This is a genomic window from Haloechinothrix salitolerans, from assembly GCF_042662605.1.
In the GTDB taxonomy this organism is placed as follows: domain Bacteria; phylum Actinomycetota; class Actinomycetes; order Mycobacteriales; family Pseudonocardiaceae; genus Haloechinothrix_A; species Haloechinothrix_A salitolerans.
In genome coordinates this window covers 4,238,991-4,260,155 of sequence record NZ_JBHSXX010000001.1, presented here as the reverse complement: position 1 = coordinate 4,260,155, position 21,165 = coordinate 4,238,991, and the positions used below count along the sequence as shown (strand labels likewise).

General features: G+C 64.7%; 23 protein-coding genes and 4 tRNA genes. 17 read left to right on the top strand and 10 right to left on the bottom strand.

Going from position 1 to position 21,165, the window contains the following annotated elements; all coding sequences use genetic code 11:
* Positions 1-5: 5 nt before the first annotated feature.
* The 9 genes from ACFQGD_RS20255 to ACFQGD_RS20215 form a co-directional block, all read right to left on the bottom strand.
* Entirely contained in the window at positions 6-2,318 is a 2,313-nt protein-coding gene (locus ACFQGD_RS20255) for a tyrosine-type recombinase/integrase (RefSeq protein WP_345390917.1), read from the bottom strand.
* 152 nt (positions 2,319-2,470) lie between these two features.
* Entirely contained in the window at positions 2,471-3,379 is a 909-nt protein-coding gene (locus tag ACFQGD_RS20250; RefSeq protein ID WP_390221041.1) for a hypothetical protein, read from the bottom strand.
* Between the two features lie 1,496 nt (positions 3,380-4,875).
* Entirely contained in the window at positions 4,876-5,208 is a 333-nt protein-coding gene (locus tag ACFQGD_RS20245; RefSeq protein ID WP_345390872.1) for a helix-turn-helix domain-containing protein, read from the bottom strand.
* Entirely contained in the window at positions 5,209-6,324 is a 1,116-nt protein-coding gene (locus tag ACFQGD_RS20240) for a tyrosine-type recombinase/integrase (RefSeq protein ID WP_390183717.1), read from the bottom strand. It abuts the gene before it with no gap.
* Positions 6,325-6,453: 129 nt separating this feature from the next.
* Complete coding sequence (locus ACFQGD_RS20235) at positions 6,454-7,284, bottom strand: tyrosine-type recombinase/integrase (protein WP_390221085.1); 831 nt, start codon at positions 7,282-7,284, stop codon at positions 6,454-6,456.
* A 19-nt stretch (positions 7,285-7,303) separates the two neighbouring features.
* Positions 7,304-8,665: an IS256 family transposase gene (locus ACFQGD_RS20230; RefSeq protein WP_390221084.1), complete on the bottom strand. Its 1,362-nt coding sequence runs from the start codon at positions 8,663-8,665 to the stop codon at positions 7,304-7,306.
* A 219-nt stretch (positions 8,666-8,884) separates the two neighbouring features.
* Positions 8,885-9,595: a hypothetical protein gene (locus tag ACFQGD_RS20225; RefSeq protein WP_345400587.1), complete on the bottom strand. Its 711-nt coding sequence runs from the start codon at positions 9,593-9,595 to the stop codon at positions 8,885-8,887.
* 248 nt (positions 9,596-9,843) lie between these two features.
* Positions 9,844-10,971, bottom strand: a complete 1,128-nt coding sequence (locus ACFQGD_RS20220) for a hypothetical protein (protein ID WP_345400589.1) — start codon at positions 10,969-10,971, stop codon at positions 9,844-9,846.
* Between the two features lie 9 nt (positions 10,972-10,980).
* Positions 10,981-11,115 carry a hypothetical protein gene (locus tag ACFQGD_RS20215; protein WP_345400592.1) on the bottom strand — a complete coding sequence of 45 codons (135 nt, stop codon included), beginning with the start codon at positions 11,113-11,115 and terminating at the stop codon, positions 10,981-10,983.
* A gap of 278 nt (positions 11,116-11,393) precedes the next feature.
* On the opposite strand from ACFQGD_RS20215, the gene ACFQGD_RS20210 reads away from it, so the two are divergent.
* From ACFQGD_RS20210 to ACFQGD_RS20150, 13 genes are all read left to right on the top strand, one after another.
* The gene (locus ACFQGD_RS20210) at positions 11,394-11,756 is read left to right on the top strand and encodes a hypothetical protein (protein ID WP_345400595.1); all 363 of its coding nucleotides are present in this window, start codon (positions 11,394-11,396) and stop codon (positions 11,754-11,756) included.
* A 53-nt stretch (positions 11,757-11,809) separates the two neighbouring features.
* Complete coding sequence (locus tag ACFQGD_RS20205; RefSeq protein ID WP_345400598.1) at positions 11,810-12,163, top strand: hypothetical protein; 354 nt, start codon at positions 11,810-11,812, stop codon at positions 12,161-12,163.
* 128 nt (positions 12,164-12,291) lie between these two features.
* Positions 12,292-13,131 carry a hypothetical protein gene (locus ACFQGD_RS20200; RefSeq protein WP_345400601.1) on the top strand — a complete coding sequence of 280 codons (840 nt, stop codon included), beginning with the start codon at positions 12,292-12,294 and terminating at the stop codon, positions 13,129-13,131.
* Positions 13,124-13,975, top strand: coding sequence for an FtsK/SpoIIIE domain-containing protein (locus tag ACFQGD_RS20195; protein ID WP_345400604.1), 852 nt, complete (start codon positions 13,124-13,126; stop codon positions 13,973-13,975). The genes ACFQGD_RS20200 and ACFQGD_RS20195 overlap by 8 nt, the downstream gene beginning before the upstream one ends.
* A gap of 78 nt (positions 13,976-14,053) precedes the next feature.
* A complete protein-coding gene (locus tag ACFQGD_RS20190; protein WP_345400607.1) occupies positions 14,054-14,290 on the top strand; it encodes a hypothetical protein in 237 nt (78 codons plus the stop codon).
* A gap of 15 nt (positions 14,291-14,305) precedes the next feature.
* The gene (locus ACFQGD_RS20185; RefSeq protein ID WP_345400610.1) at positions 14,306-14,500 is read left to right on the top strand and encodes a hypothetical protein; all 195 of its coding nucleotides are present in this window, start codon (positions 14,306-14,308) and stop codon (positions 14,498-14,500) included.
* 121 nt (positions 14,501-14,621) lie between these two features.
* Positions 14,622-15,617: a DUF932 domain-containing protein gene (locus ACFQGD_RS20180; protein ID WP_345400613.1), complete on the top strand. Its 996-nt coding sequence runs from the start codon at positions 14,622-14,624 to the stop codon at positions 15,615-15,617.
* 389 nt (positions 15,618-16,006) lie between these two features.
* A complete protein-coding gene (locus ACFQGD_RS20175; RefSeq protein ID WP_345400616.1) occupies positions 16,007-16,177 on the top strand; it encodes a hypothetical protein in 171 nt (56 codons plus the stop codon).
* A 15-nt stretch (positions 16,178-16,192) separates the two neighbouring features.
* Positions 16,193-16,402 carry a hypothetical protein gene (locus tag ACFQGD_RS20170; protein WP_345400619.1) on the top strand — a complete coding sequence of 70 codons (210 nt, stop codon included), beginning with the start codon at positions 16,193-16,195 and terminating at the stop codon, positions 16,400-16,402.
* Positions 16,399-16,737 carry a hypothetical protein gene (locus ACFQGD_RS20165; RefSeq protein ID WP_345400622.1) on the top strand — a complete coding sequence of 113 codons (339 nt, stop codon included), beginning with the start codon at positions 16,399-16,401 and terminating at the stop codon, positions 16,735-16,737. The genes ACFQGD_RS20170 and ACFQGD_RS20165 overlap by 4 nt, the downstream gene beginning before the upstream one ends.
* Before the next feature lie 50 nt (positions 16,738-16,787).
* Positions 16,788-18,341 carry a replication initiator gene (locus ACFQGD_RS20160; protein ID WP_345400625.1) on the top strand — a complete coding sequence of 518 codons (1,554 nt, stop codon included), beginning with the start codon at positions 16,788-16,790 and terminating at the stop codon, positions 18,339-18,341.
* Positions 18,342-18,377: 36 nt separating this feature from the next.
* Positions 18,378-18,599, top strand: a complete 222-nt coding sequence (locus ACFQGD_RS20155; RefSeq protein ID WP_345400628.1) for a helix-turn-helix domain-containing protein — start codon at positions 18,378-18,380, stop codon at positions 18,597-18,599.
* A complete protein-coding gene (locus ACFQGD_RS20150) occupies positions 18,571-19,788 on the top strand; it encodes a site-specific integrase (protein ID WP_345400631.1) in 1,218 nt (405 codons plus the stop codon). Before ACFQGD_RS20155 ends, ACFQGD_RS20150 begins: the two co-directional genes overlap by 29 nt.
* Positions 19,789-19,866: 78 nt before the next feature.
* On the opposite strand, the gene ACFQGD_RS20145 is transcribed toward ACFQGD_RS20150, so the two are convergent.
* Positions 19,867-19,938, bottom strand: a tRNA-Val gene (locus ACFQGD_RS20145).
* Between the two features lie 350 nt (positions 19,939-20,288).
* Between ACFQGD_RS20145 and ACFQGD_RS20140 the strand changes: the two genes are divergently transcribed.
* The 4 genes from ACFQGD_RS20140 to ACFQGD_RS20125 all read left to right on the top strand — a co-directional run bounded on the left by ACFQGD_RS20140 (position 20,289) and on the right by ACFQGD_RS20125 (position 21,079).
* Positions 20,289-20,714, top strand: coding sequence for an SsgA family sporulation/cell division regulator (locus tag ACFQGD_RS20140; protein WP_345400634.1), 426 nt, complete (start codon positions 20,289-20,291; stop codon positions 20,712-20,714).
* A 99-nt stretch (positions 20,715-20,813) separates the two neighbouring features.
* Positions 20,814-20,886: transfer RNA gene (locus tag ACFQGD_RS20135), tRNA-Gly, on the top strand.
* Between the two features lie 45 nt (positions 20,887-20,931).
* Positions 20,932-21,003, top strand: a tRNA-Cys gene (locus ACFQGD_RS20130).
* 1 nt (position 21,004) lies between these two features.
* Positions 21,005-21,079: transfer RNA gene (locus tag ACFQGD_RS20125), tRNA-Val, on the top strand.
* The last annotated feature ends 86 nt before the right edge of the window (positions 21,080-21,165 follow it).

Here is a 21,165-nt window from a genome sequence, read left to right as displayed (position 1 = left end):
GTTTGTCAAGTTCGTGCTGGTCGACCGTGGTTGACGGCTACGATCGGTAGCTGGGTGAGTGTCACCGGGGTGCCGAGTTCTCGCGGTGTGGCCCCGTTGGGGGTGGGGACGTCGGCGAGGCGTTGCAGCAGCTGGTCGAGGGCGGCCTGACCGTCCTCGACGGCGGCCTGTTCGTCGTCGGTGAGTGGGATGCTCGCCTCCATTCGCTGCAGGTTCGTTTTCGCTTGCAGGAGTTGGCTTTTGCTCGAGTCCTTGGGTGTGTAGAAGTCGCAGCGGGCGCAGGCCATCCGGTGCGGGCATTGCTCGAAGAAGGTGTAGGTGCAGAAGCCGTGGCCGAGGTCGTAGTGCTGCCAGGGTTGGCCGGCCGCCGCGGTGCCGCTGGTGACGGCGTCGCGGTCGACGAGGACCTCGATGGTGCGGGTGTTGCGGGCGAAGTAGCCGGCGTCGTTGTAGGCCTTGGCGAGGGTGTTCGGGCTGATCTTGGCGTAGTGCTGGGTCGATTCCGGGCTGCGGTGTCCGAGCCAGGCCTGCAGCTCGAACAACGTCATGGGCTCCTTGGCGTTGTAGAGCTGCGTCGCGATGGTGGAGCGGGCTCGGTGGCTGGTGATGCGTCCGCGAACGTCGACGGTGGGGACGCCGGCTTTGCGGCAGAGCATCGGGATGATCTTTTCGTTGATGTAGTTCTTGCTGATCCGCCCGGCGCGGACGGCGAACAGGAAGTGCACCCGTTCGCCGGTTTTGTGGTCGAGTATGGCTGGTTGCGGCGGCCGGACGGCCTGCCATTCCTCGATGCCCTGGCCTAGCAGCGGGTCGACCGGCTTGGTGAACGCGGTGCCGGTCTTGTGCGTGGGGACGTCGAGCAGGCAGACGGCGTCGCTGGCTTGGCTGGGATCGTCGTTGGTCGGTGTGCGGTCGTGTTGCCAGCGGATGCAGCCGACGCGGATGCGGGCGATTTCGTCGCTGCGCTGGCCGCTGAACAACCAGGTGAGCGTGATGGCGCGGACCATCTCGAGAGGGTGCGCGCAGCCGCTGGGCAGGTCTGCGCTGTCGAGGTTGAGGCCGGCCCAGAGCAGTTTCGCCCAGATGTCGTCGGCGATCACGCGGGGATCCGGGCCTTGCAACGCTGTGATGCTGGGTGGGGTGGCCAGCGCTCGCGCGGGGTCGAACCGGCGCTGCATCCACTCCCAGTCCTGGCAGTCGCGGAAGAAGGTGCGTGCGACGCGCAGATAGGCGCGTTTAGTCTTCGGCGACAACGGTTTTCCAAGATCGCCGTGGCGTCCGTTGAGCCAGGCCGCGGACTGGGCGTGATCGCCGACGGTCATCCGGTCGACGGCGGCGACCCAGGCCGCGCAGGTCTGTCGGGTCCACTGGCCCGGCTCGGTGATGTCGGGGTGTTCGGCGGCGAGCCATCGACCAATCTTGGCGAGCACGACCCGGTAGATGTCCCGTGTGGTCGGCTCCAGGGTCGCGGTGGCGTGCCAGCGTTCGACCCACTGCGCCCAGGCCGCGGCGGTGCCCGTGATCGGGGCGGGCCCGTCACCGTATTTCGGCGCCGGTGGCGCTCCGGCATGCCCGAGCGCCGCCAGGGCCCGATGAATGCCGTGCAGGTGACGGATGTGATGGTGACGCTGCATCGCCGGATGCGTGCGCAGCTCGGCCAGCACCTCCGAGGACAGGTCACTCAGCCGTGGGCTGCCGTTGAGTAGCAGCAGGGTGCAGACCAGCGGGGCCAGTTCGTTGGCGCGGTAGCCCCAACCGGTCAGGACCTCGCGGATCGGCTCGATCGCCTGCTCGACGGCGTCGGCGCCGAACACCTTCTGCGCCAACGACCGTCGCTCGAACGGCCCAACCAGGTCGAACGCGGTGAACCGGGTCAGCAGGTAAGCATAGGCGAGCAGATAGGGGCGGGCGGACATGCCGACCTGTCCGGGATAGCGATGGCGCAGGTGCTCGGGGCGCAGCAGCTCAGCCCACTCGTGTGTCGACCAGGCCCAGAACGCCCGGCCGAGCTCGGCGCAGTGGTGCAGCACGACAGCCGCGGCATCGCGGGCGAACCGACGCTGATACCGGTTGTCGGGATGCCAGTGCAGCATCGTCTGCGTGTCGTCCAGCGGTGCTGTTAGCCGCCGAATCGCTTGCCAGCCTTGCGAATTGCGGTCCTGGCCGAGCCGCAGCAGCTCGAATCCGAGCGTGTGCAGCCCGTCGGATTCGGCGTCGGCAAGCTGGCCGTGGCGTCGGTAGCGGTTCAGATCCAGTGGCCATGCCCAGGCACGAGCCGCGGTCGACCGGGTGGCGGCCGCCGAAACTGTCGTGGTCATCGGACGCGGGCTTCCGGCTCGCCGAGGCTGGTCAGCATCTCCACGCGCCAGCTGTGGATCTGCTCCATGCCGCGTGCGAGCTTGTCGGCCAGCTCCCGCCCGGACAGATGCTCTGGCGGACTCAGGTATCAGAACTGTCCGAATTCCTGGCTTCATCGGCTGCTTCGGCGGCTGATTTCGGCGGCGTAGTTGGTCCAGTCGCCGCTGCTGGCGCGTTGCCAGGCGACGGCGACGGTGATGTGGATGCCGAGCAGTCGGGCCAGGACGGCAGCAGGCAGTTCGGTGCTGAGCTGAAACAGCGCTGCGGATCGGGATCGGGCCGAGTTGATGCCGAGCTTGCGGAGACGTTCGGCGAGGCCGAATGCGCTGATGGGCCGGCCGGGCTGACCGCCGGGGAACAGCCAGGGGGAGGTTCCCTGGTCGCCGACGACGGCCTTGCCGTGGCGGGCGGCGACAACCTGGAGAACGAGCTCAGCGAGGGGTTCGGGCAGCTCGATCGGCTCGCGTCCGAGCCGCAGGCGTACTTGGTTGTCGTGGTGTTCGACGTGGTCGATGGTGAGGCGGCTGAGGGCGGCGGGCCACTGGGCGTAGAGCAGCACGAGCAGCCCGGCGACGCGGTCCTCGGGTTTGAGCGTGTCGTCGTGCAGCAGCCAGCGAGCCTGTGTCCAGCGGGTTTCGGTGTCGATGAGGCCGGAGGGTCCGTCCCACCTCGTGGCTGGGAAGTCGAGCTGGGTCAGTTTCTGTTTCTTGGCCCAGCGGACAAAGTTGCCGGCCTCGGTGCGGTAGCTGCGTTTCGTGGTGGCCAGCCAGGCATCCAGGTCGCCTTGCCGCGCCGTGGCCAGCGTGAGCCTGTGATCGGTGAGCCAATCGAGCAGGGTGATGGCGGCCTTGATAACCCGCTGCGCAGCGACGACCTGCTCGTGGGTGGTGTCGGCGCCCTTGACTCGGCCACGCAGCCGCCGCATGACATGCCAGACGGCGTAGCGGTGCAGCATCTGCCGCTCGTCGGGGTCAGCACGGTCGGCGACGATGTCGGTGATCCACCGTTCCAGCCGCGCCATCTGCTCATCCCGTGGCGGCAGCGTTCCGATGGCGACCAGGACGCTGCGCAGGTGTTCGACCGTCTTTCCTCGGGCAGCGCGTCCAGGGACGCGTGGGTGAGCGATTGCCCGGTCAGATCGCGCAGGATCGCCGGGGCGGCGCTCTTGTTGAGCCAGTTCGCGACCGTGGTGGGTCGTTTTGCCTCGGCAAGGGTGTCGTAGAGGCCTTGCAGTTCGGGGCGAATCTCGCCGCTGTCGTTGCTGAGCAGGTCGCGCAGCCGCTGCTGGACGGCGCAGCGGGCGCACCGTCCAGCGTGAATGCGGTCGGGTTGACCGCAGTTGGGGCAACTGCGCCAGAAGCCAGGGTCGGGACGGGCGCAGCTCGCGCAGAGCGGTTCATCGAGGGTGCCGCCACGGATCGGTGCGTCTTCGCCGCAGCCGACGCAACGAATCCACCGCTGTCTGCAGGCCCGGCACCAGGGCGTGCCGGTCGCCTGGGAGATCACGCAGGGTGCGTCCTTCCCGCAGATCTGGCACGTCAGGGTCTTGTATGGCACGCAGCTGCCGCAGAGCGGCCCCTCGGCGGTGCGAACGTTGACGGGACGGCGTCGGCCGCAGTCGAGGCAGGTTTCCTGGTTGGCGGGGTCGGTGATCATGCAGTTCGGACACAGCGGTTGGCCGTGCTCGTCGCGGGTGGCCGCCTCGCGGACCACGCCGCAGCGCGAGCAGGGTTGGGCGCGGGATTTGGCCACACAGTTGCGACACAGCCACTGTCCGTCGATCCGGCGGTGCAAATGGATGACTCGGTCACAGCCGGGACAGGACGGGCGCACGATGGCCTGCGCTCCGGCGTCGCGGAGCTTGTCGACCAGCCGCAGCACTGCGAGAACGGGTGCCTCAGCGCCAGCCCCGGTGAGCAGTTCGGGCCGATCTTGCACCGCCCATGCGAGCTGATAGCGGCGTCCGGCGCCGGGCACTGTCGCACGAACTGCGGCGGCCACGACGTCCGCCGACAGTGTCGAATCCACGCCGGTCACCACGCCCACGACGATGTCGACGGGATCCCGACCCGCATCGGGCGGGCAGTGGGCGCATCGCGGATTCCCGTCCCGGTCTCGGCAGTTCACCGGCCGGACCTTGCCGCAGGCCGCGCAGGCGTCTCGCCGGGGACCGCAAACGCCGCAGTACCAGTCCTGGCCGCGGCGCTGCAGGGTGCGCAGGGGTTTACCGCATTCAGCGCAGACCGGCGGCGAAACTTCCATCGCGCCGGCCTCGCGCAGCGCGATGAGCAGATCCCCGACACCCCTGGGTGCTGGGGAGCGACCGTCGGCCAGCAGCACTGGCTTCTCAAGCAGCGCTTGGGCCATGCCGCGGCGCTTGGCCCGGCCCCCGGCAACACCGGTCACCGTGGCTTCGATCACCGTGCGGTCCAAGTTGGGCTCGCGTGCGGCGACAAGGTCGACGATGACGCCGATAGGGTTGGCGAGCACCTCCGGTGCCAGCGGGACTGGCATGGTCTACCCGTCGACGCGGGTGATGCGGGCCCGCTTGGGGCGCAGACCGCCGACCCCGGCCTCGGTATCGCCGACAGCCTTGGACCGGCGAAGCGGGGTGGCCCCGGCGATCGGCTCGATCAACTCGTCCATCGTGCAGTCGAGGATGTCCAGCAACGCCATCAGCACGTTCAGGCTCAACCGTTCAGGCCGCTCGGCGACCAGCCGGTAGACCTGGCTGGACGACAGGTGGATGCCGCGCTGGGCCAGTGGTTCGATCAGGTCGGTGGTGGCGAACAGGCCCCGGTCGGCCATGACGTTTCGCAGCCGCCACCGGTAGTCGAGTTTGCGGGTCATTCACGATTCCTTCCGACATTGCGGGTCGAAGGCCGGGTTCAACGCCTTGCGCAGCGCGGTGTTCATGAAGTCACCGGACACATGGGTGTAGATCGCCGTCGACGTGTCACACCGATGCCCCACGGCCTCCTGGATGAACCGACGATCCACGCCTTGCTCTGTCAGATGGGTGACCCACGAGTGCCTCAGCGAGTGGGGCGTCAGCTGTTTCGGCAGGCCGAGGGCGTCGCGGTAGGCGACGAACCGGGCATTGACCTCCGCCGGTTTGACCCTTCCGCCGCGTTCGGTGACCCACATCGCCGGGTGCTCGTCGCAGCCGAACCTCGGACGGATGTTGTCCACGTAGTCGGCCACCGCCTCGACCGCCCACCCCATCACCGAGGGCACGTTCCGCCGCCGCGGTGGCTGCCCGCGCACCGCCTTGCCATAGCGGACGTGCAGCATCCCGTACCGGCCGAACTCCGGCGCCGCCGGATTCCGGCCCCAATCGGCGATGTCCAGTTTGGACGTCTCGGTGCGGCGCAACCCCCACGCATAGGCGACTTTGAACAGCGTGGCATCACGATAGGCAGCCAGTGCGCCCTTGCGTTTCGCCCGCACCGCGCGGTCGACCTGGTCGTCGGCGTAGTCGAGGAACCGCTGCAACTCCTCGCGGGTGAACGGCCGCGCCTCGGCATCACCCTCGTACTCGTTGAGGTGGGCGATGGTGTTCCACTCGTGGCAGATCGGCACCGGATGCACCCCCGGCCCGAACTCGCCCTCGCACGCGGCCGCCCAGCCATACCGGGCGTCGCACAGGTACTCGCTGAACAACCGCAGATCCGTCTGATAGTTCCGGATCGTCGCCGGGGTCAGATGCTTTTCGCTGGTCAGCCACTGCGTCCACTCGTCCACATGGGCCGGTCCCCAGCTCCACGGGTACTCATTGGTGAACGAGATGAACTGAAGCACCAATCGCACCCGCGGGGCCATCGTGGACTCCTGCAGCCCCCGCGCCGTCTGCTGAGCATGCCAGCCGCGCAGCATCGCCTCCACCATGGCGTCCTCCGGCCGCAACTGCACCACACCCGAGACCAGCTCCAGGTGCGCCGCGCCGGCCAGATCACCCCGTCCCACCACGCCTCCAAACCAAGATCACCAGGACCGTTTGGGGCAGGGATCATGCACCTAACGGGATCACTCGGCAAGCGACGCAGGTCAGACGGCGTGTCGCAGCCGCCCACCACCGGCATTGCCGAAGCGCTCTCAGCAGGCGACCCGCAGTTTCTCGCCCGTTGGATGCAATTCCCGAGGGTTGATATAGGTGAGTGTCGTTTCGCTGCTGCGATGCCCGGCGAAGGTGGCGATGGCGTGGAGCTCCCAGCCCATGCGCGCCAGATCCGTCAAGCACAGATGCCGGGTGGTGTGGGTGGAGAACTGCGGAACCCCGGCGGCTAGCGCGATGCGGCGCACCACCTTCGACCACGTCCACAAGCTCAACGGTTCGGAGTGGTTGCGGCGGGATTCCGACAGGAACAGCGGTCCACGGGCCCGGCTGATCGTCGCCCGGTGAGCCAGATATCCCGACAGCAGCACGCCGGTCGGCGCCGAGTACGGCACAACCCGCTCGAGCCGGTTCTTCGTCGTCTCCGCCCGTACTCGCAGCATCCGCCGACCCGGGTCGAGGTCGTCAGCGCGCAACGAACACAACTCCTCCCGCCGCAGCGCCGCGTCATAGGCCAGGGCGAGCATCAACCGGTTCCGCGGCGGCTCGGCCGCCGCGACCGCGAGGATGTCCAACCACTGCCGCTCGGTCGGGATCCACGGCAGCTTCACCACCCGCGGCACCAGGCCACGCTGCTGCCCACCCCACGTCCGCCCCGGCGTATATCGGCCTCGCCCCACGGGGTTCGACTCACGGACGCCTTCCTCGACCAGGAAGTCGTAGAACAATCGGACCGGAACCAGGCGCTGCTGGATCGTGGCGTTGGCCAGGCCGCAGCCGGAGTCGAGCGACACCACGTTCGCGCCCCGGCGGCGCGCTCGGCCGGTCAGCTCACGAACGAACACCGCGACATCGGCTCGATTCGCCGCCACCGGGTCGATGCCGTGGCGTTCACAGACCTGCAGATACTCGGCCAGGCCCCGCGCATACGCGTCGATCGTCCGCGGGGCCCGACCCAGATCGGTCCACACCCGCAACCAGACAGCTGCCCGCTCGTGCCGAGCCAGGACCGGCCACTTCTCCTCCAGCACCACCGTGCCCAAAGCGTCTCCTTAGTCCGTGGTAACACCGCAGGGAGATGATCCCCGCTGCGGTCAGATTCCACGTAACTAATAGGAAGTGCCCGCGTGCCCGCACCGCTCTGCGGTATCGGGCGTTCAACGATTCAATGGCGTTTGTTGAGCAGAGCAGCCTCCTTATTTCAATATCGTAGTCAAGAAATGGGACGAACTCGGTCCAGGCATTACGCCACAGTCGAATCATGGCCGGATATTTTTTCGACCATTTCTCGTCGAGTTCATCTAAAGCCGCTTCGGCGGCGCCTGCGTTGGGTGCCTCATAGATGGCTTTCAGATCGCGCTTCAGCGCATCGGCGTGTTTCCGGGAGGTGAGCCGGAAGGAATTCCTGATGAGATGGATCAGGCATGTTTGGACGATGGTCTGCGGCCAGACCTGCTCGACCACTTCCGGCAGGCCCTTCAGGCCGTCACAGACGAGGAAGAACACGTCGCGCACGCCGCGGTTCTTCAGGTCGACGAGCACGCTCATCCAGTACTTGGCGCCCTCGCCGCCGGTGCCGGCCCACAGCCCCAGGACGTCCTTGCGGCCGTCCACGGTGACGCCGATGGCGGCGTAGAAGGGCCGGTTGGCCACCTGGCCGTCGCGTACCTTCACGTGCACAGCGTCGATGAACAGCGCGGCGTAGACCGGCTCGAGCGGTCGGCTGGCCCACTCGGCCATTTCCGCTATCACCTTGTCGGTGATCCGGGAAACGGTCTCTTTGCTCACCGACGCGCCGTAAATCTCGGCGAAGTGCGCGGAGATCTCCCCGGTGGTCAAGCCCTTCGCATACAGCGACAGCACGATCTCGTCGACATCGGTCAATCGGCGTTGCCGCTTCTTCACAATTTTCGGCTCGAAGGTCGATTCCCGATCCCGCGGAACGTCGATGTCAACCTCTCCGGCCGCGTCCGAGACCACCGTCTTCGGCCGCGTACCATTCCGGATGTTGGTCGATTCGCGATCCAACTCGGCCCGATTCTTCTCGTGCCCGAGATGCTCGGTCATCTCCTCGTTCAGCGCCGTCTCCAGCACGTTCTTGGTGAACAGCTTCAACAGCCCGTCCGGCCCGGTCAGCGCCAGCCCACGCTCGCGGGCCTCGCCCACCATCGCCGCCGCAGCGGCCTGCTCCGGCGACAGCTGCCGCCCCGACTTCTTGATCTCCTTATCTGCGCTCACGGCGTCAGATGTCATCACTCACAGTGCCCAATCCCGCCGAACCTCGGCCCGGCGTGTCGGGCCGGAAACACCGCTCATGCAACAGTCCCGATTCGGCACATGCTCCTGCCGAATGCGGCGCACGGACATAGCAGTAGGACAATGCGTTGCGCCACGGTGTCGACAGCCAAGCTCGCAAAGGGGCCTGGACCAGACTTCGTATGACTGAATTTGGATTCTTTAGTCCCATGGCTTTTAACATGGATGGTAGCTAACCACTTGGTAGCCATACCGGTGCTGACGTTCAATCATCAATTTACCAAGTTGTGGACCTGGTGGAGTGAGAGGTGATCCCGTGAGGATGTTGCTCCATTCCAGTTGACATGCGTCCGCGTGTACGCGTTGCCCAGCGGTTCGCGGGATGAATATGTCTGCGGGGGGCCACATGTCGGAAACGTAGGTGCGTATGTCGCGGATCTCAGCGTGCATGGCCCTCACGGCAGCGGGGCAGTCGTCGGCCCTCCATGCCTCGGTGAATTGCTGTCGCGCTGTGTCCGAGAGCCGCCAGACGCACACGCGGTGGACGTCGAGGTCCGCAACATTCCCGAGAAATGAGCGCACGAGAGCTTGCGGGGTGCGTGGCATCGCCCGAGCCATGAGCTCTTCCCGCGCGATCTGTTCAGCTCGTTCTTGTCGCGCCTTCTCCTGCTGGGCGTGCACGATGTACATGGTGAGGAAGACGGTTGACAGCAGTAACCCCACGGTGATGCCGGTGACGGCCGTGCGACGTGGAACGCTCCACGGAAGCTGGCGTGCTAATGCGAGTCCACCCAGGCTGGCCAGCAGCAGCCCCGCGGTGGTGCCGAACGCCCACCCCGATACGCGCTGGCTCAGGGCCACGAGCACGACGGCCAGCGCAATGGAGAGTGCGGCCCTCTCGCTGATCCAGGCGTTCAGTCGAAGCACGCGCAGGATCGTCAGCGCTGCCAGTCCATACAGCCACGGCCACCACGACCAACCAGCCCAGGGCCAGAGCGCCACGCATACTGCGCCAAGCATTAACGGCGTGAGCGCTTCACTCCGTTGTCGCCGTCGAGGTGGCTGTTGCATTGAACCTATGCTGTTTGAGCTATCTGCGTAGCTCGACTGCACGTAGTCTTACGTCCACTGAGAGTGTCATTGTTCGGTGTCCCGGTTGAGCCCGCCGCATCTTGTTACGCCGGGCGACGGAGGCTGACAAAGGCGTCGTGATACTCGGTGGTTTCCGGCTCGGAGCCGAAGCGGGTGCGGAGTGTGCCGTCGAGTTCGGAGCCGACCATGGTCAGCGACGGGCGTGACTGACGAGAGCTGCTGAGCGCGTTGAGACCGTGGCTGACCGCCTGTTCGAGATCCCCTTCGCGAGCGGCAACGACGCCAAGGGTGATGCGTGCCTCCGCGTTGCGCATCGGGGAGATTTCGGTGCCGTCGGGTCGTGTGCCCTTGCGTACGACTTCGTTGGCGTGCATGGCGGCGAGGGAGTTCTCGCCGACGATGCGGTAGCAGTCCATGGCGTAGAAGTCGAACTTGTCGGGGTCGACGACGAAGTGATTGTCCGGGCGCTCCGGGTACGGCATCCGTTCCAGCAGTTGGCGTCCGCGTTCTAACGCGTGGGTGACGTTGCGGTGGTCGCCCATGCGTGCCCATGCCTTGGCTTCCTGGGCGGCGAGCTGTACTGCCACAGATTGGTTAGGTGAACTGGCCTGTCCCGCTTGTGCCGCGTCGATCGCCTTTCGATAGTCGCCCCGGGTTAGCGCGAACCAGGCGGTCATTTCGTGTGCCCATCCGACGATGTGCGCGCTACCGGACTCGACACCGAGCTGCATGGCGGCGCTGCGGGTGGCTTCGGCGAACGTCTGGTCGTTGATGTCGTACTCGACGCAACCCACGAGCAAGGCAAGCTGGCCCGCGCCATGCAGAATGTCGCGGTGCTGGTCCAGCGTGAGGTTGTTCTCCCGCAGGAGCTGGGTGAGCTTGTTGAGCCATTCCCGTCCCCGGATGATCAGGTCGCGCGGGTCCGCGTACGGGTACTCACAGCACAATTGCTCGATCTTGAGTGACAAGGCGTCGACCGTGCTGTCGTTGATCGACGGCCGACGTATGCGCTGGAGTATCTCCATGGTGTCCATCCCTGCCTGGGCGATCAGCCAGTCGTCCACTGGTTCACCGGGGAGGACAATCTTGGACCGGGTTTCACCGAACAGGGAGTCGGAGACGGTGCCATAGATGGCCGCCAGCAGGCCGCGGTGTCGTGGATCTGTGGGCTTGTGACGACCGCGCTCCCAGCGCTTGTATTGGTCGAGCATGTTCTGTTCTCACTGCTCGACGTTGGGGATTTCCTCGTCCGTGAAGTTGCGCATGGCTCTGACGACGTCGCGCTGAGTCCAGCCGCGCGTCGTGCGCTCGCGCAGTAATCGCTCAGCCCACTCAGGCCGGTCGCTCTGCGTCACCAGTCGACTCCCCTCCGTCGCTGATCCGGTCGCCAGGCGCCAGTCTATCGCAAGATGTTGACAGCAAGAGGGACATTCGGCCCCACGCACGTCGAATCCGCGACAGTCACGTGATTAATTGCTCCGAAGATTAAGGGGGCAAGCGTGCCCCCTAATTTTGCCCCCCGGTTGCCTCTTACCGCAGGGGGAGTGGCAGACGCACAGTGAATCGTGTCCCCATCGATGGGGATCACGCAAGTAACTGACTAAATGTTCCTCTGGAAAAGGAGGCCGTTGTTATGAGGCTGATTCTGGATACGTCGCAGTTCAACAAGGTTGAGGTAACTCGGCCGTTTGCGGCTCGTGTGGATAACGAAGGAAACCAGCGCCGGGACAAGCAGGGAGGTACTGGGCTGCCGCTGTGGGCGTGCCAGGTGGCTGTCTACACCGATGACGGTGCTGAAGTGCTCCAGGTCACGGTGGCGGATGACAACCCGCCGGAGTTGATCCGGGAGCAGCGAGTGACCTTGGACGGTTTAGAGGCGATGCCTTGGGCCACGAACAAGGGTGAGCCGCGTGTTGCCTACCGCGCTAAGTCCGTGATGCCGGTTTCCACGGCGAAGTCCACCACCACGCAGCAGCAGGTCAAGGCCGCGTCCTGACGCTGAATTGCGCAACGACTGATCACATCGGTGATCAAGGAAGGGATGGTCGCGTGATGAGCCCGATGCCGTCACCACAGGAGCTACTTAACATTTTCGGTCGGTCCTCCACGGAACTGGAGGGAACCTGGCTGGGTCTGGAAATACTGTGCGATGAAGCGCAGCAGTTCATGACCGACGTCGGGAAGACCGAAGCGACGAACGCCGAGGCCAAAGCCAAATTGGCACGGCAGATGGAGATTCTGGAAGAGAGCTACCACGTGCTCGATGCGTGGACCGAGCTGGTGCACGCATGGTTCGTGTTAACCACGCACGGCCCGCAATCGGTGTTCTTCGACGGAACTCCCGCCGCCATGTTGGCCGGTGCGCCGGACATCGTCCGGAAACGGTGGCACGAGAATACCTAGTTCTGGGTATTTGTCCTGTGTTTCTCTGACCAATCAATCGCTCGGTAGCGAGGGCACAGGGCCGAAATGGTGTTTCGAGCCCTGTGCTCCTCAAACCAATCAATCAACTCACTAAAGGGGAGTGAGTCATGGCCAAGTATAGGCGTGGTCGGGCGCGTGCCCGCCAATCCGCCCGCACCGGGGCCCTTGAGGTGTTCGTGCGCCCGGAGCAAACCCTGCTGGGGCGCGCTGTCGGCATCCTCATCCGGTTGCGTGTCGAACTGCTTCTCGCCGCCAGCCTCACGCTGGCCTGGCTGCTGCTGTCAACCCTGATGGCCACGTGGGCAATCTGGACCGTGCTGATCATGGTCACGCTGCTGATCGCTGGGATTCCCGTGTTCCGCCGGTACGTCGTGCGCCGCTTCTGGTGCGTGCTGACCCGGCATCGGATGAAAGCCTGCTTCGAGCAGACCCGCACGATGACCCACGACGGCAAGCTGCCGTCACTGCTGTGGTCCCGGCCTACCCCGGTCGGGGAGCGCGTTCGAGTATGGCTCCCGGCGGGCCTGTCGGTCAACGACCTCGAACGTGTCACCGAGAACATCGCGACCGCATGCTTCGCCCGCAGCGCCCGCATCGAACGAGGCCGCAACGCCCACCTGGCGTCCATCCTCACTGTGCGCCGCGATCCGCTCGACTCCCGCACCGTCGCCTCCGACATCCTCGGCGGTCTCCATCGGTTCGACCCCACCACCAACACCGACAACACCGATGTCGTGGTTCCTCTACCCAGCAGAAACGACGTGTTCACTGACCTGCGGCCGGTTACGCCGAACCGGGAATCGGCAACGCGGGCACCCGCAGCCGAGCACACCCCGTCCGCCCGCCGTGGCGGCACACCCGCACCACACCGCACTACACCTTCGGACAACACCACCGAGCCCGCGGTGCGCGGGTTCAACGGAACGGATGTGAGTGACTATGTTTGATCACTTTCGCAGCAGACCGCGACGCAGCGCCGCAACCGCGCCGACCACGGCGATTCCGGTGTCCGAGCTGTCCATCTACGACCCGATCCACTTCGGTGTCGATGAGAACGGCGTCCGCGTCGAAGTCACCCTGGCAGGCCGGAACCTGCTACCGGGTGGTGAACCCGGCTCCGGCAAATCGTCGCTGGTCAACACCATCGTGGCCCACGCCTCACTGTCGGCCGACTGTCGACTGTGGCTGTTCGACGGCAAGCTGGTCGAACTCGACCAGTGGCGCGCTGTCGCCGACGTGTTCGTCGGTAACGACATGGACCTGGCCATCGCCACGGCCCGTGAGCTTCAGCACGAGATGGACATCCGCTACGCCATGCTCCGCCAGGTGGGGCGTCGCAAGATCGTCCGCGATGACGGGCTGGACGCCATCCTGTTCGTCCTGGACGAGTTCGCCCTCTACACCGCCACCTACGGCAGCAAGGAACAGCGCGACGAATTCGTGCGTATCTTCCGCGACATCGTCGCTCGTGGCCGCGCCGCCGGGATCATCACCGTCGCCGCAATCCAACGCCCCAGCGCAGACATCATCCCCACCAGCCTGCGTGACTTGTTCAGCTACCGCGTCGCGTTCCGCTGCACCACCGACAGTTCGTCGGACATCATCTTGACCCAAGGCTGGGCCAAAGAAGGCTACTCCGCGAGAACGATCACGCCCGAACAACTCGGCGTCGGCTGGCTGCTCGCGGAAGGCGGCATCCCGCGCCGCATCAAGGCCGCTTACCTCTCCGACGACGACATTCGCGCCGTCGTCGCTGTCGCCCGCCATTTGCGCGGACACCGCGCCGCCTAAACCAGCGCCACCAATACCAATTCATTCAGCCAGCACAAACGACAACCGCTATTCGCACCACGGGAGAGGTGTGTCTGCATGAACGAGAAAAAGGTTGCCACGGTGATTGCCGCAGGAATGGCCACTCTTGCCACTCTCTCAGGCATCAATGACATCACCGCCTACGCTATTTCCCTCGTCGCTTATGCGCTGCTGGGAGTCGGCGGCATCGCTGTCGCAGTTGCCTTGTGCGAGCACTACAGGAATGACCGCATCCACTGGTATTCGGTCGAACGTATTCCTTGTCGGCGACGTGACCACATTCGATCGTACTAGGAAAGGAAAACTGCTATGGACCCGGATCAAACGCTCCGTGGGATCCGTGAGGCCATCAACGAGATGGACGCGGAATTGAATAAGGACGACGGTGGCGACGACCACCACATTTGTGAAATCGGCATCGTCCTCCACGATCATGTTGCCTCACTGGATGAATGGCTCAGCAACGGCGGTTTCCTCCCTCATTCCTGGAACAAACACCGCTGAGCACCTGTTCGCCCGCGACTCTCGCCACCAGGCATTCATTGACCGGAGTTCTGGTGGTGGGGGTGACGGACGAAACCCGTTCGTCATACCAATCAATCACTCAATCGAAAGGGAAAAGGTCATGTCGCACGACATCGAAACGTTCGATGACGGCACCGCCGTGTTCTTCTCCGCACGCCAGGACGCCTGGCACCGACTCGGCACCGTCACCACCGAATGCCTGACTGCTGACGAGGTTATGCGGGTCGCTCACCTGGGCGGCTGGAACGTTCGCCTCCTGCCGTTGACCGCGACCGAGATCACCGACAACGGGGTCACCACCCTGGACGTGCCCCGCCACTTCGCTACCGTGCGCACTCACCCGCACACCAGCAAGCCCGACGTGCTTGGCGTGGTCGGCAACGACTACCGCGTTGTCCAAAATGAACAGCACTGCGAACTGCTCAACCTGCTCGTAGACGAGGCAGGAGCCCACTTCGAAACCGCAGGCAGCCTCCGCAATGGACGCGAAGTCTTCGTCACCATGAAACTGCCCCACACCTTGCGGCTGGCCGACACCGACGACATCGACCTGTACTTGGCCGCGATGTCCAGCCACGACGGCACCAAACCCTGGCGGGTCATCGTCACCCCCACCCGCATCGTCTGCGCCAACACCCAACGCATCGCGCTACGCACCGCTCGCGCCAGCTACACCATCAAACACACCGCATCCGCCCGATCCAAGATCGCCCAGGCGCGCACCGCGCTCGGGATCGTATGGAACTACTGCGACGCCTTCGAAAAAGCGGCAGAACAACTCATTCAGGACAGCCTCACCGACGGCGAGTTCCAGAAGATCATCGACCAACTGTGGCCCTACGACCCCGACAACGAAGGCACACGCGCACGAGGTAACCGGCAACGCCGCACCGACACCCTGCACCACCTGTTCACCGATGCCGACACCAATCAAGGCATTCGAGAAACACGCTGGGCAGGTTTGCAGGCCATCACCGAATACCTCGACCACCACGCGCCCGCCACGTCCGATGAGGTCCGGGCACACCGCGTGCTCACCAGCGAAGCACTCGCCGCGAAGAAACAAACCGCCTACGAACTGCTCGCCACCGCGTGACAAGGACACCGCAGTCATGGCGATTAATCTGGACGATGTCACGCGATGCCCGCTGGACGATCACTGCGCCATATGCGGGACCACAATCGCTTCAATAATCACGGCAACATTCGACACATCTCTCGGAGTGATGTGCGCAACCCTGTGCGACCACTGTGTGGAAACACAACAGTCCATGCCAAGCCTCACCGTGGTGAATGCGGCTCGTCGCGTTGCCGCTCACTGTGAACACCTCGGTATCACTCTTGAGGAAATGGCCCAAGCCAGGGAATCCGAAAACGTGATGTGACCGCGACTCTCATCACCGGACTATGACATTCCGGTGGTGGGGGTGACGGCCACGCCGAACCGTCACATCCAATCAATACAGTGAGAAAGGAAAAAGACCGATGCGCGGACGCATTCTTCCCAAACTCATCGTGACACTCATCGTCATCGTCCTGCTGGTGATGATCCTCAAACAACCTGATCAGGCTGCGGACAACGCCACCGGAATTGCCGGATGGTTCTCCAGCGCCGCCGATTCGATCAGCGCGTTCTTCACCGCACTCATCAACTGAAGGGCCAACTTTGTCATGCGTAAATCCATCATCGCCACCCACTACGCCGACGCCGCCGACATCCTCACCGATGGCGTGCGGGAACTCATCGACTACTGCCGTACTCATCAAGCTCACACCTCCGAAGAAGCCGACGCCTACGCCGACCTCGCCGACCGGCTCACCGTCCTCGTCGGCCCGAACACCACCCGCGATACCGCCAGCAGGAAAGGACCCGAACGATGACCACAACTACCGACAGCACGACCGCCGCGACCAGCGATGCCGGCACGGCCCCAGCTCAACGCGGCGCCCGTGAGGTGTTCCTGTGGGGACCGGGCTACGACCTCACCGCCCGCGAGATCGTCAACGCCCTCGGCTCCTACCTCGCGAGCTTCGGTGACACCCTCGGCCCCGGCGGCGTCGCCGTCCTCGACGCCATCCACGCCGAAGTCGTCTACAACGGCGATCTGGAGTTCTGGACCCAGCGCAAAACCCCCGCCGAGATCGCCACCATCCGCGCCCGCGCCGAACAGATCGCCCGCGACTACTTCCGCCGCTTCCCGATCCTCACCTGGTAGCAGCCACCAGACCTGCACGCCCGCGAGCTACGAGAAGGGAGGTGAAACCCATGAACACCACCGTCACGCCGATGATCCGACCGCCCGCGCACGCCGACGTCCGCACCCGCGCCGAACGACCCGGCTACGCCCGCTGGCTGGAACACACTGCCAGCGCTCACGGCTGCGTCCGCCCCATCCGGCTCACCGGCACCCTGCACACCGTCAACCCGGCCACCGGGGAAATCCCGCGCTCGACCAGCACCCATGCGCTGCCGGACGGGGTGATCTACATTCCCTGCGGCGACCGGCGCGCCACCGTCTGCCCCGCCTGCGCCGAAACATACCGCGCTGACACGTACCACTTGATCAAATCCGGGCTCGTCGGCGGCAAAGGCACCCCCGACACCGTGTCGACGCATCCGGCCGTGTTCACCACGCTGACTGCCCCCTCCTTCGGCCCCGTCCACACCCGCGCCGTCGGCAAGAACGGCACGATCAAACCCTGCCGCATGCGCCGCGCCATGACGCTCTGCGAACATGGCCGTCCCACCTGGTGCGCCCAACGCCACCGCGAGAACGACCGCTGCCTCGGCACACCGCTCTGCGCCGACTGCTACGACTACCACGCCCACGCCGTCTGGAACGGCTATGCTAGCGAACTCTGGCGACGCACCACCATTCGACTCCGCCGGCTCGTCGCCGCCCTCGGCCGACGCCTGGGGCCTACACTCGATGTCAGCTTCGGCAAAGTCGCCGAATACCAGCACCGTGGCATCGTCCACTTCCACGCCATCATCCGGCTCGACGCCCGCGACCCGCACGATCCCAGCGCGGTACTCCCACCGCCAGCGCACCTCACCGCCGAGCTGACCCGGCTACTCGACGAACACATCGCTCGGGCCGTCACCGACACGTCGTTTCGTACGCCTGAACATCCCGGCAACCCGCGCCTCGGCATCCCCGCCCATCCCGGCTGGACCATCACCTGGGGCGACCAGCTCGTCAACCGCCCCCTCGCCCGCGTCAACGCCAGCGACATCACCGAGCAGCAAGTCGCCGCCTACGTCGCCAAATACGCCACCAAATCCACCGAGACCACCGGGTTCGTCTCCCGCCGTCTCACCACCGACACCATCGACCAGGTCGATCCCGACAGCCATCCTGGTCGTCTCGCGCTCGCTTGCTGGGATCTCGGAGCCAACCCCCATACCCGAGGCGGCACCTACGCCGATGGGCGGCGCGTCCACCCGCTGCGCAACGCGCCTATCACCCCGCAGCGCGCCGCTTGGCGCGACACCTACGGCCGACTTCGCCGCTGGGCACACATGCTCGGCTTCGGCGGTCACTTCGCCACCCGCAGCCGCCGCTACGGGCCCACTCGCAGACATCTCAAAACCATCCGGCGCATCTACCGCCGCAGCCAGCAACTAATCCGCACCGCCGGACACCGCACCGCCGACCACCTCGAACCCGAGGACACCGTCCTCGTCGTCGGTGAACTCACCTACGCAGGCACCGGCTGGCTCACCCCCGGCGATGCCGAACTCGCCCTCACCGCCGCCGCCAAAGCCCGCGAATACCACCAAGCCGCCAAGCTCGAATGCTCATCTCGCACCGCCTAACAGGAGAGGAAATCTATCGGAAAGGACTGACGCACTATGACAACGAGAGCAATCCAACCGAGGTGGTACACGGTACGAGAAGTCGCTCAAATGCTGAACTTCAGCGTATCGAAAACCAAAATTCTCATCGCTGAGAGAGAGATTCGCTCCATCAAGATCGGCGGAAGCCGCCGCATCTTGCCGGAATGGGTCGATGAGTTTGTCACGAACCAAGTCGAAGGGGCTGAGGATGGTTGGACATTTGCGCGGTCGCGGTGAAGGCTCCATTTACCCCTACCGCAACGGCTACGCCGCTTACGTGTGGGTTGAGACCCCGAACGGGCGACGTAAACGGAAATACGTCTACGGCAAGACCGAGGACATCGTCCGCGAGAAGTGGCTTGAGCTGCACCAACAAGCTCGTAAGGGTCCTGTCGCCACCAACACACCCACCTTGGCTGAATATCTCGAATACTGGCTGAGCGAAGTTATTGAGCCCAATCGTGCGCCGCTTACCTATTCCACTTACGAGATATTCGTTCGGCTTTACATCGGACCGGGCCTGGGGAAAAAGCGGCTCCACCGACTCCGGCAGCGAGACGTCCAAATCTGGATCAACCAAGTGGCTCGAACCTGCCAATGCTGCGCACAGGGAAAGGACTTAGCTCGCCCGGAAGGCAGGCGGCGGTGCTGTGCGGCAGGGGAGTGCTGCGAAGACCGCCTGTCCGCCCGATCGTTGAGCGATATTCGCGCCTGCCTCCGGTCTGCACTGTCCAGCGCTATTGACGATGAGTTGATCAGCAAGAACGTCGCCAAACACGTCAAGCTACCTCGCGTTCGCAAGAGCAAGCGCAATCATTGGACTACGGACGAAGCACGGCGGTTTCTGGAGTCCGCCCGCAACGATGGTGACCCGTTCTATGCCGCGTACGTCCTGGTGCTCGTGCTCGGGATGCGCAAGGGCGAAGTCCTCGGCGTACCGGTGGACGCCATCGACCTGGATGGTCTCGAACTGGATATCCATTATCAGCTTCAGCGCGTCGGCGGGCGGCTGCTGCACCGCGAGACCAAGAGCGAAGCGTCCGACGACCCGCTACCGCTCCCGAACATTGCGACGACCGCACTCAAGCTGCGCCTCGAAGATCGCGCCGAGGACAGGACCAAAGCCGATTTGGCATGGCAGGAGTTCGGGCTCCTGTTCACTACCCGCTACGGCACGCCAATCGAACCGCGCAACTTCAACCGCTCGTGGAACGCCCGATGCAGGAAGGCCGGAGTGCGTAAGATCACAGTACACGACGCCCGCCGCACCTGTGGCTCGCTGCTGGCCGACCTTGATGTTCACCCACGTGTCGCAATGCGTGTGCTACGTCACGCTCAAGTTTCTGTAACGATGGAGGTCTACACCGAAGTCTCGTCCGAGCAGACGCGCGAAGCGCTCAAGCGACTGGGAGACAGTCTTGCGTGACTCCTACTGCGGTACTTTCGTGCTGTACAGCCCGGATAGGAGGCTGCAAATCGTGATCGACATCGCTTGTGAGCTGGGTGCGCGATACTGGGATCGAACCAGTGACCTCTTCGGTGTGAACGAAGCGCTCTCCCGCTGAGCTAATCGCGCCGGGAACATCAAGAACTTTACCGGACCGCTGAATGGTGCTCGCACACGGGTCCATTCCAGTGATCACGCCGAGCATTGGTCTCGACACGCAGCGAACAACTCGGTGGTCAGCCGGTTGGATGAGAAATGGGCGCATAACGTCCGTGTGACGTTCGTCTTCCGGCATTAGCGGGAACCCCCTGTTGTTCGCGAAAATTACCGTCCAGTATTGGGGCGGGAACCGCCAGGACGCTGGATGGCGCCATCTGGGTGATCTGCGATCAAAAACGGGGCTCAATCGCAGGACCTGGCGTCACACCTGGGATGCTCGGTCGTTAGTTGGCCGGGGAAGGGAGACGAAGGGTAGGACGATGCGCAACGACCACGTGACGCTCCGCTCGACCGCGGTGTTCGACTTGCTCGCACCCCGGACGCCCGCAGTGCCGGTGAAGGTCGAGCTGCGATATGACACACGCGACCCGTATGCCGTGGTCGCCGCGTTCCGCACCGGCCGCGCGGGTTGGGTCGAGTGGGTCTATGCCCGCGATCTGCTCGCTGACGGCCTGCTCGCCGAGGCTGGCGACGGTGACGTCCGGATTCGGCCGTCCGTCGAGGATCCCGAGTCGGTGCTCATCGAGCTGAACTCGCCTTCGGGGCACGCCATGTTCGAGGCCTCCGCGCAGGAGTTGGCCGACTTTCTCGATCGCACCTACGACGTCGTGCTGCCCGGCAACGAGCACCTGTGGGTTGACGTCGACGACGCGCTGACCCACCTCATCCCGCACGACCTGGCCTGATTCCGAAGTCCTACCCCCGGTTGTCGGCGTCGATCATGGGTCTTATAGAGTTCTACACACAGCGCGGCGAGGTCAGCCCCGACTTCCCGGAGCTTACAGGCGGACGTAGCGCAGCTGGTAGCGCATCACCTTGCCAAGGTGAGGGTCGCGGGTTCGAGTCCCGTCGTCCGCTCGGTTGGGCCCCTGCGATAGCCTCGACGTAGAGGTTGGCCCACCTGGCGGAGTGGCCGAGTGGTTCAGGCAAGGGCCTGCAAAGCCCTGTACACGGGTTCGATTCCCGTCTCCGCCTCGCGCGATTAGCTCAGCGGGAGAGCGCTACCTTGACACGGTAGAGGTCACTGGTTCAATCCCAGTATCGCGCACCACGCTTGACCAGCGGACACGCTGGCGATGTCACGCCGGGCAACCGGCGCGTGACGCAACCTGTGACGCGAGTCGTCGTACCATCGTC

What these genes read in the sequence shown, in the direction of transcription:
- ACFQGD_RS20255 (WP_345390917.1), bottom strand. Translation starts at nt 2,318, where the DNA reads ATGACCACGACAGTTTCGGCGGCCGCCACCCGGTCGACCGCGGCTCGT.
- ACFQGD_RS20250 (WP_390221041.1), bottom strand. Translation starts at nt 3,379, where the DNA reads ATGGCGCGGCTGGAACGGTGGATCACCGACATCGTCGCCGACCGTGCT.
- ACFQGD_RS20245 (WP_345390872.1), bottom strand. Translation starts at nt 5,208, where the DNA reads ATGACCCGCAAACTCGACTACCGGTGGCGGCTGCGAAACGTCATGGCC.
- ACFQGD_RS20230 (WP_390221084.1), bottom strand. Translation starts at nt 8,665, where the DNA reads ATGACATCTGACGCCGTGAGCGCAGATAAGGAGATCAAGAAGTCGGGG.
- ACFQGD_RS20220 (WP_345400589.1), bottom strand. Translation starts at nt 10,971, where the DNA reads ATGCTCGACCAATACAAGCGCTGGGAGCGCGGTCGTCACAAGCCCACA.
- ACFQGD_RS20210 (WP_345400595.1), top strand. Translation starts at nt 11,394, where the DNA reads ATGAGGCTGATTCTGGATACGTCGCAGTTCAACAAGGTTGAGGTAACT.
- ACFQGD_RS20200 (WP_345400601.1), top strand. Translation starts at nt 12,292, where the DNA reads ATGGCCAAGTATAGGCGTGGTCGGGCGCGTGCCCGCCAATCCGCCCGC.
- ACFQGD_RS20195 (WP_345400604.1), top strand. Translation starts at nt 13,124, where the DNA reads ATGTTTGATCACTTTCGCAGCAGACCGCGACGCAGCGCCGCAACCGCG.
- ACFQGD_RS20190 (WP_345400607.1), top strand. Translation starts at nt 14,054, where the DNA reads ATGAACGAGAAAAAGGTTGCCACGGTGATTGCCGCAGGAATGGCCACT.
- ACFQGD_RS20185 (WP_345400610.1), top strand. Translation starts at nt 14,306, where the DNA reads ATGGACCCGGATCAAACGCTCCGTGGGATCCGTGAGGCCATCAACGAG.
- ACFQGD_RS20180 (WP_345400613.1), top strand. Translation starts at nt 14,622, where the DNA reads ATGTCGCACGACATCGAAACGTTCGATGACGGCACCGCCGTGTTCTTC.
- ACFQGD_RS20175 (WP_345400616.1), top strand. Translation starts at nt 16,007, where the DNA reads ATGCGCGGACGCATTCTTCCCAAACTCATCGTGACACTCATCGTCATC.
- ACFQGD_RS20170 (WP_345400619.1), top strand. Translation starts at nt 16,193, where the DNA reads ATGCGTAAATCCATCATCGCCACCCACTACGCCGACGCCGCCGACATC.
- ACFQGD_RS20165 (WP_345400622.1), top strand. Translation starts at nt 16,399, where the DNA reads ATGACCACAACTACCGACAGCACGACCGCCGCGACCAGCGATGCCGGC.
- ACFQGD_RS20160 (WP_345400625.1), top strand. Translation starts at nt 16,788, where the DNA reads ATGAACACCACCGTCACGCCGATGATCCGACCGCCCGCGCACGCCGAC.
- ACFQGD_RS20155 (WP_345400628.1), top strand. Translation starts at nt 18,378, where the DNA reads ATGACAACGAGAGCAATCCAACCGAGGTGGTACACGGTACGAGAAGTC.
- ACFQGD_RS20150 (WP_345400631.1), top strand. Translation starts at nt 18,571, where the DNA reads ATGGTTGGACATTTGCGCGGTCGCGGTGAAGGCTCCATTTACCCCTAC.
- ACFQGD_RS20140 (WP_345400634.1), top strand. Translation starts at nt 20,289, where the DNA reads ATGCGCAACGACCACGTGACGCTCCGCTCGACCGCGGTGTTCGACTTG.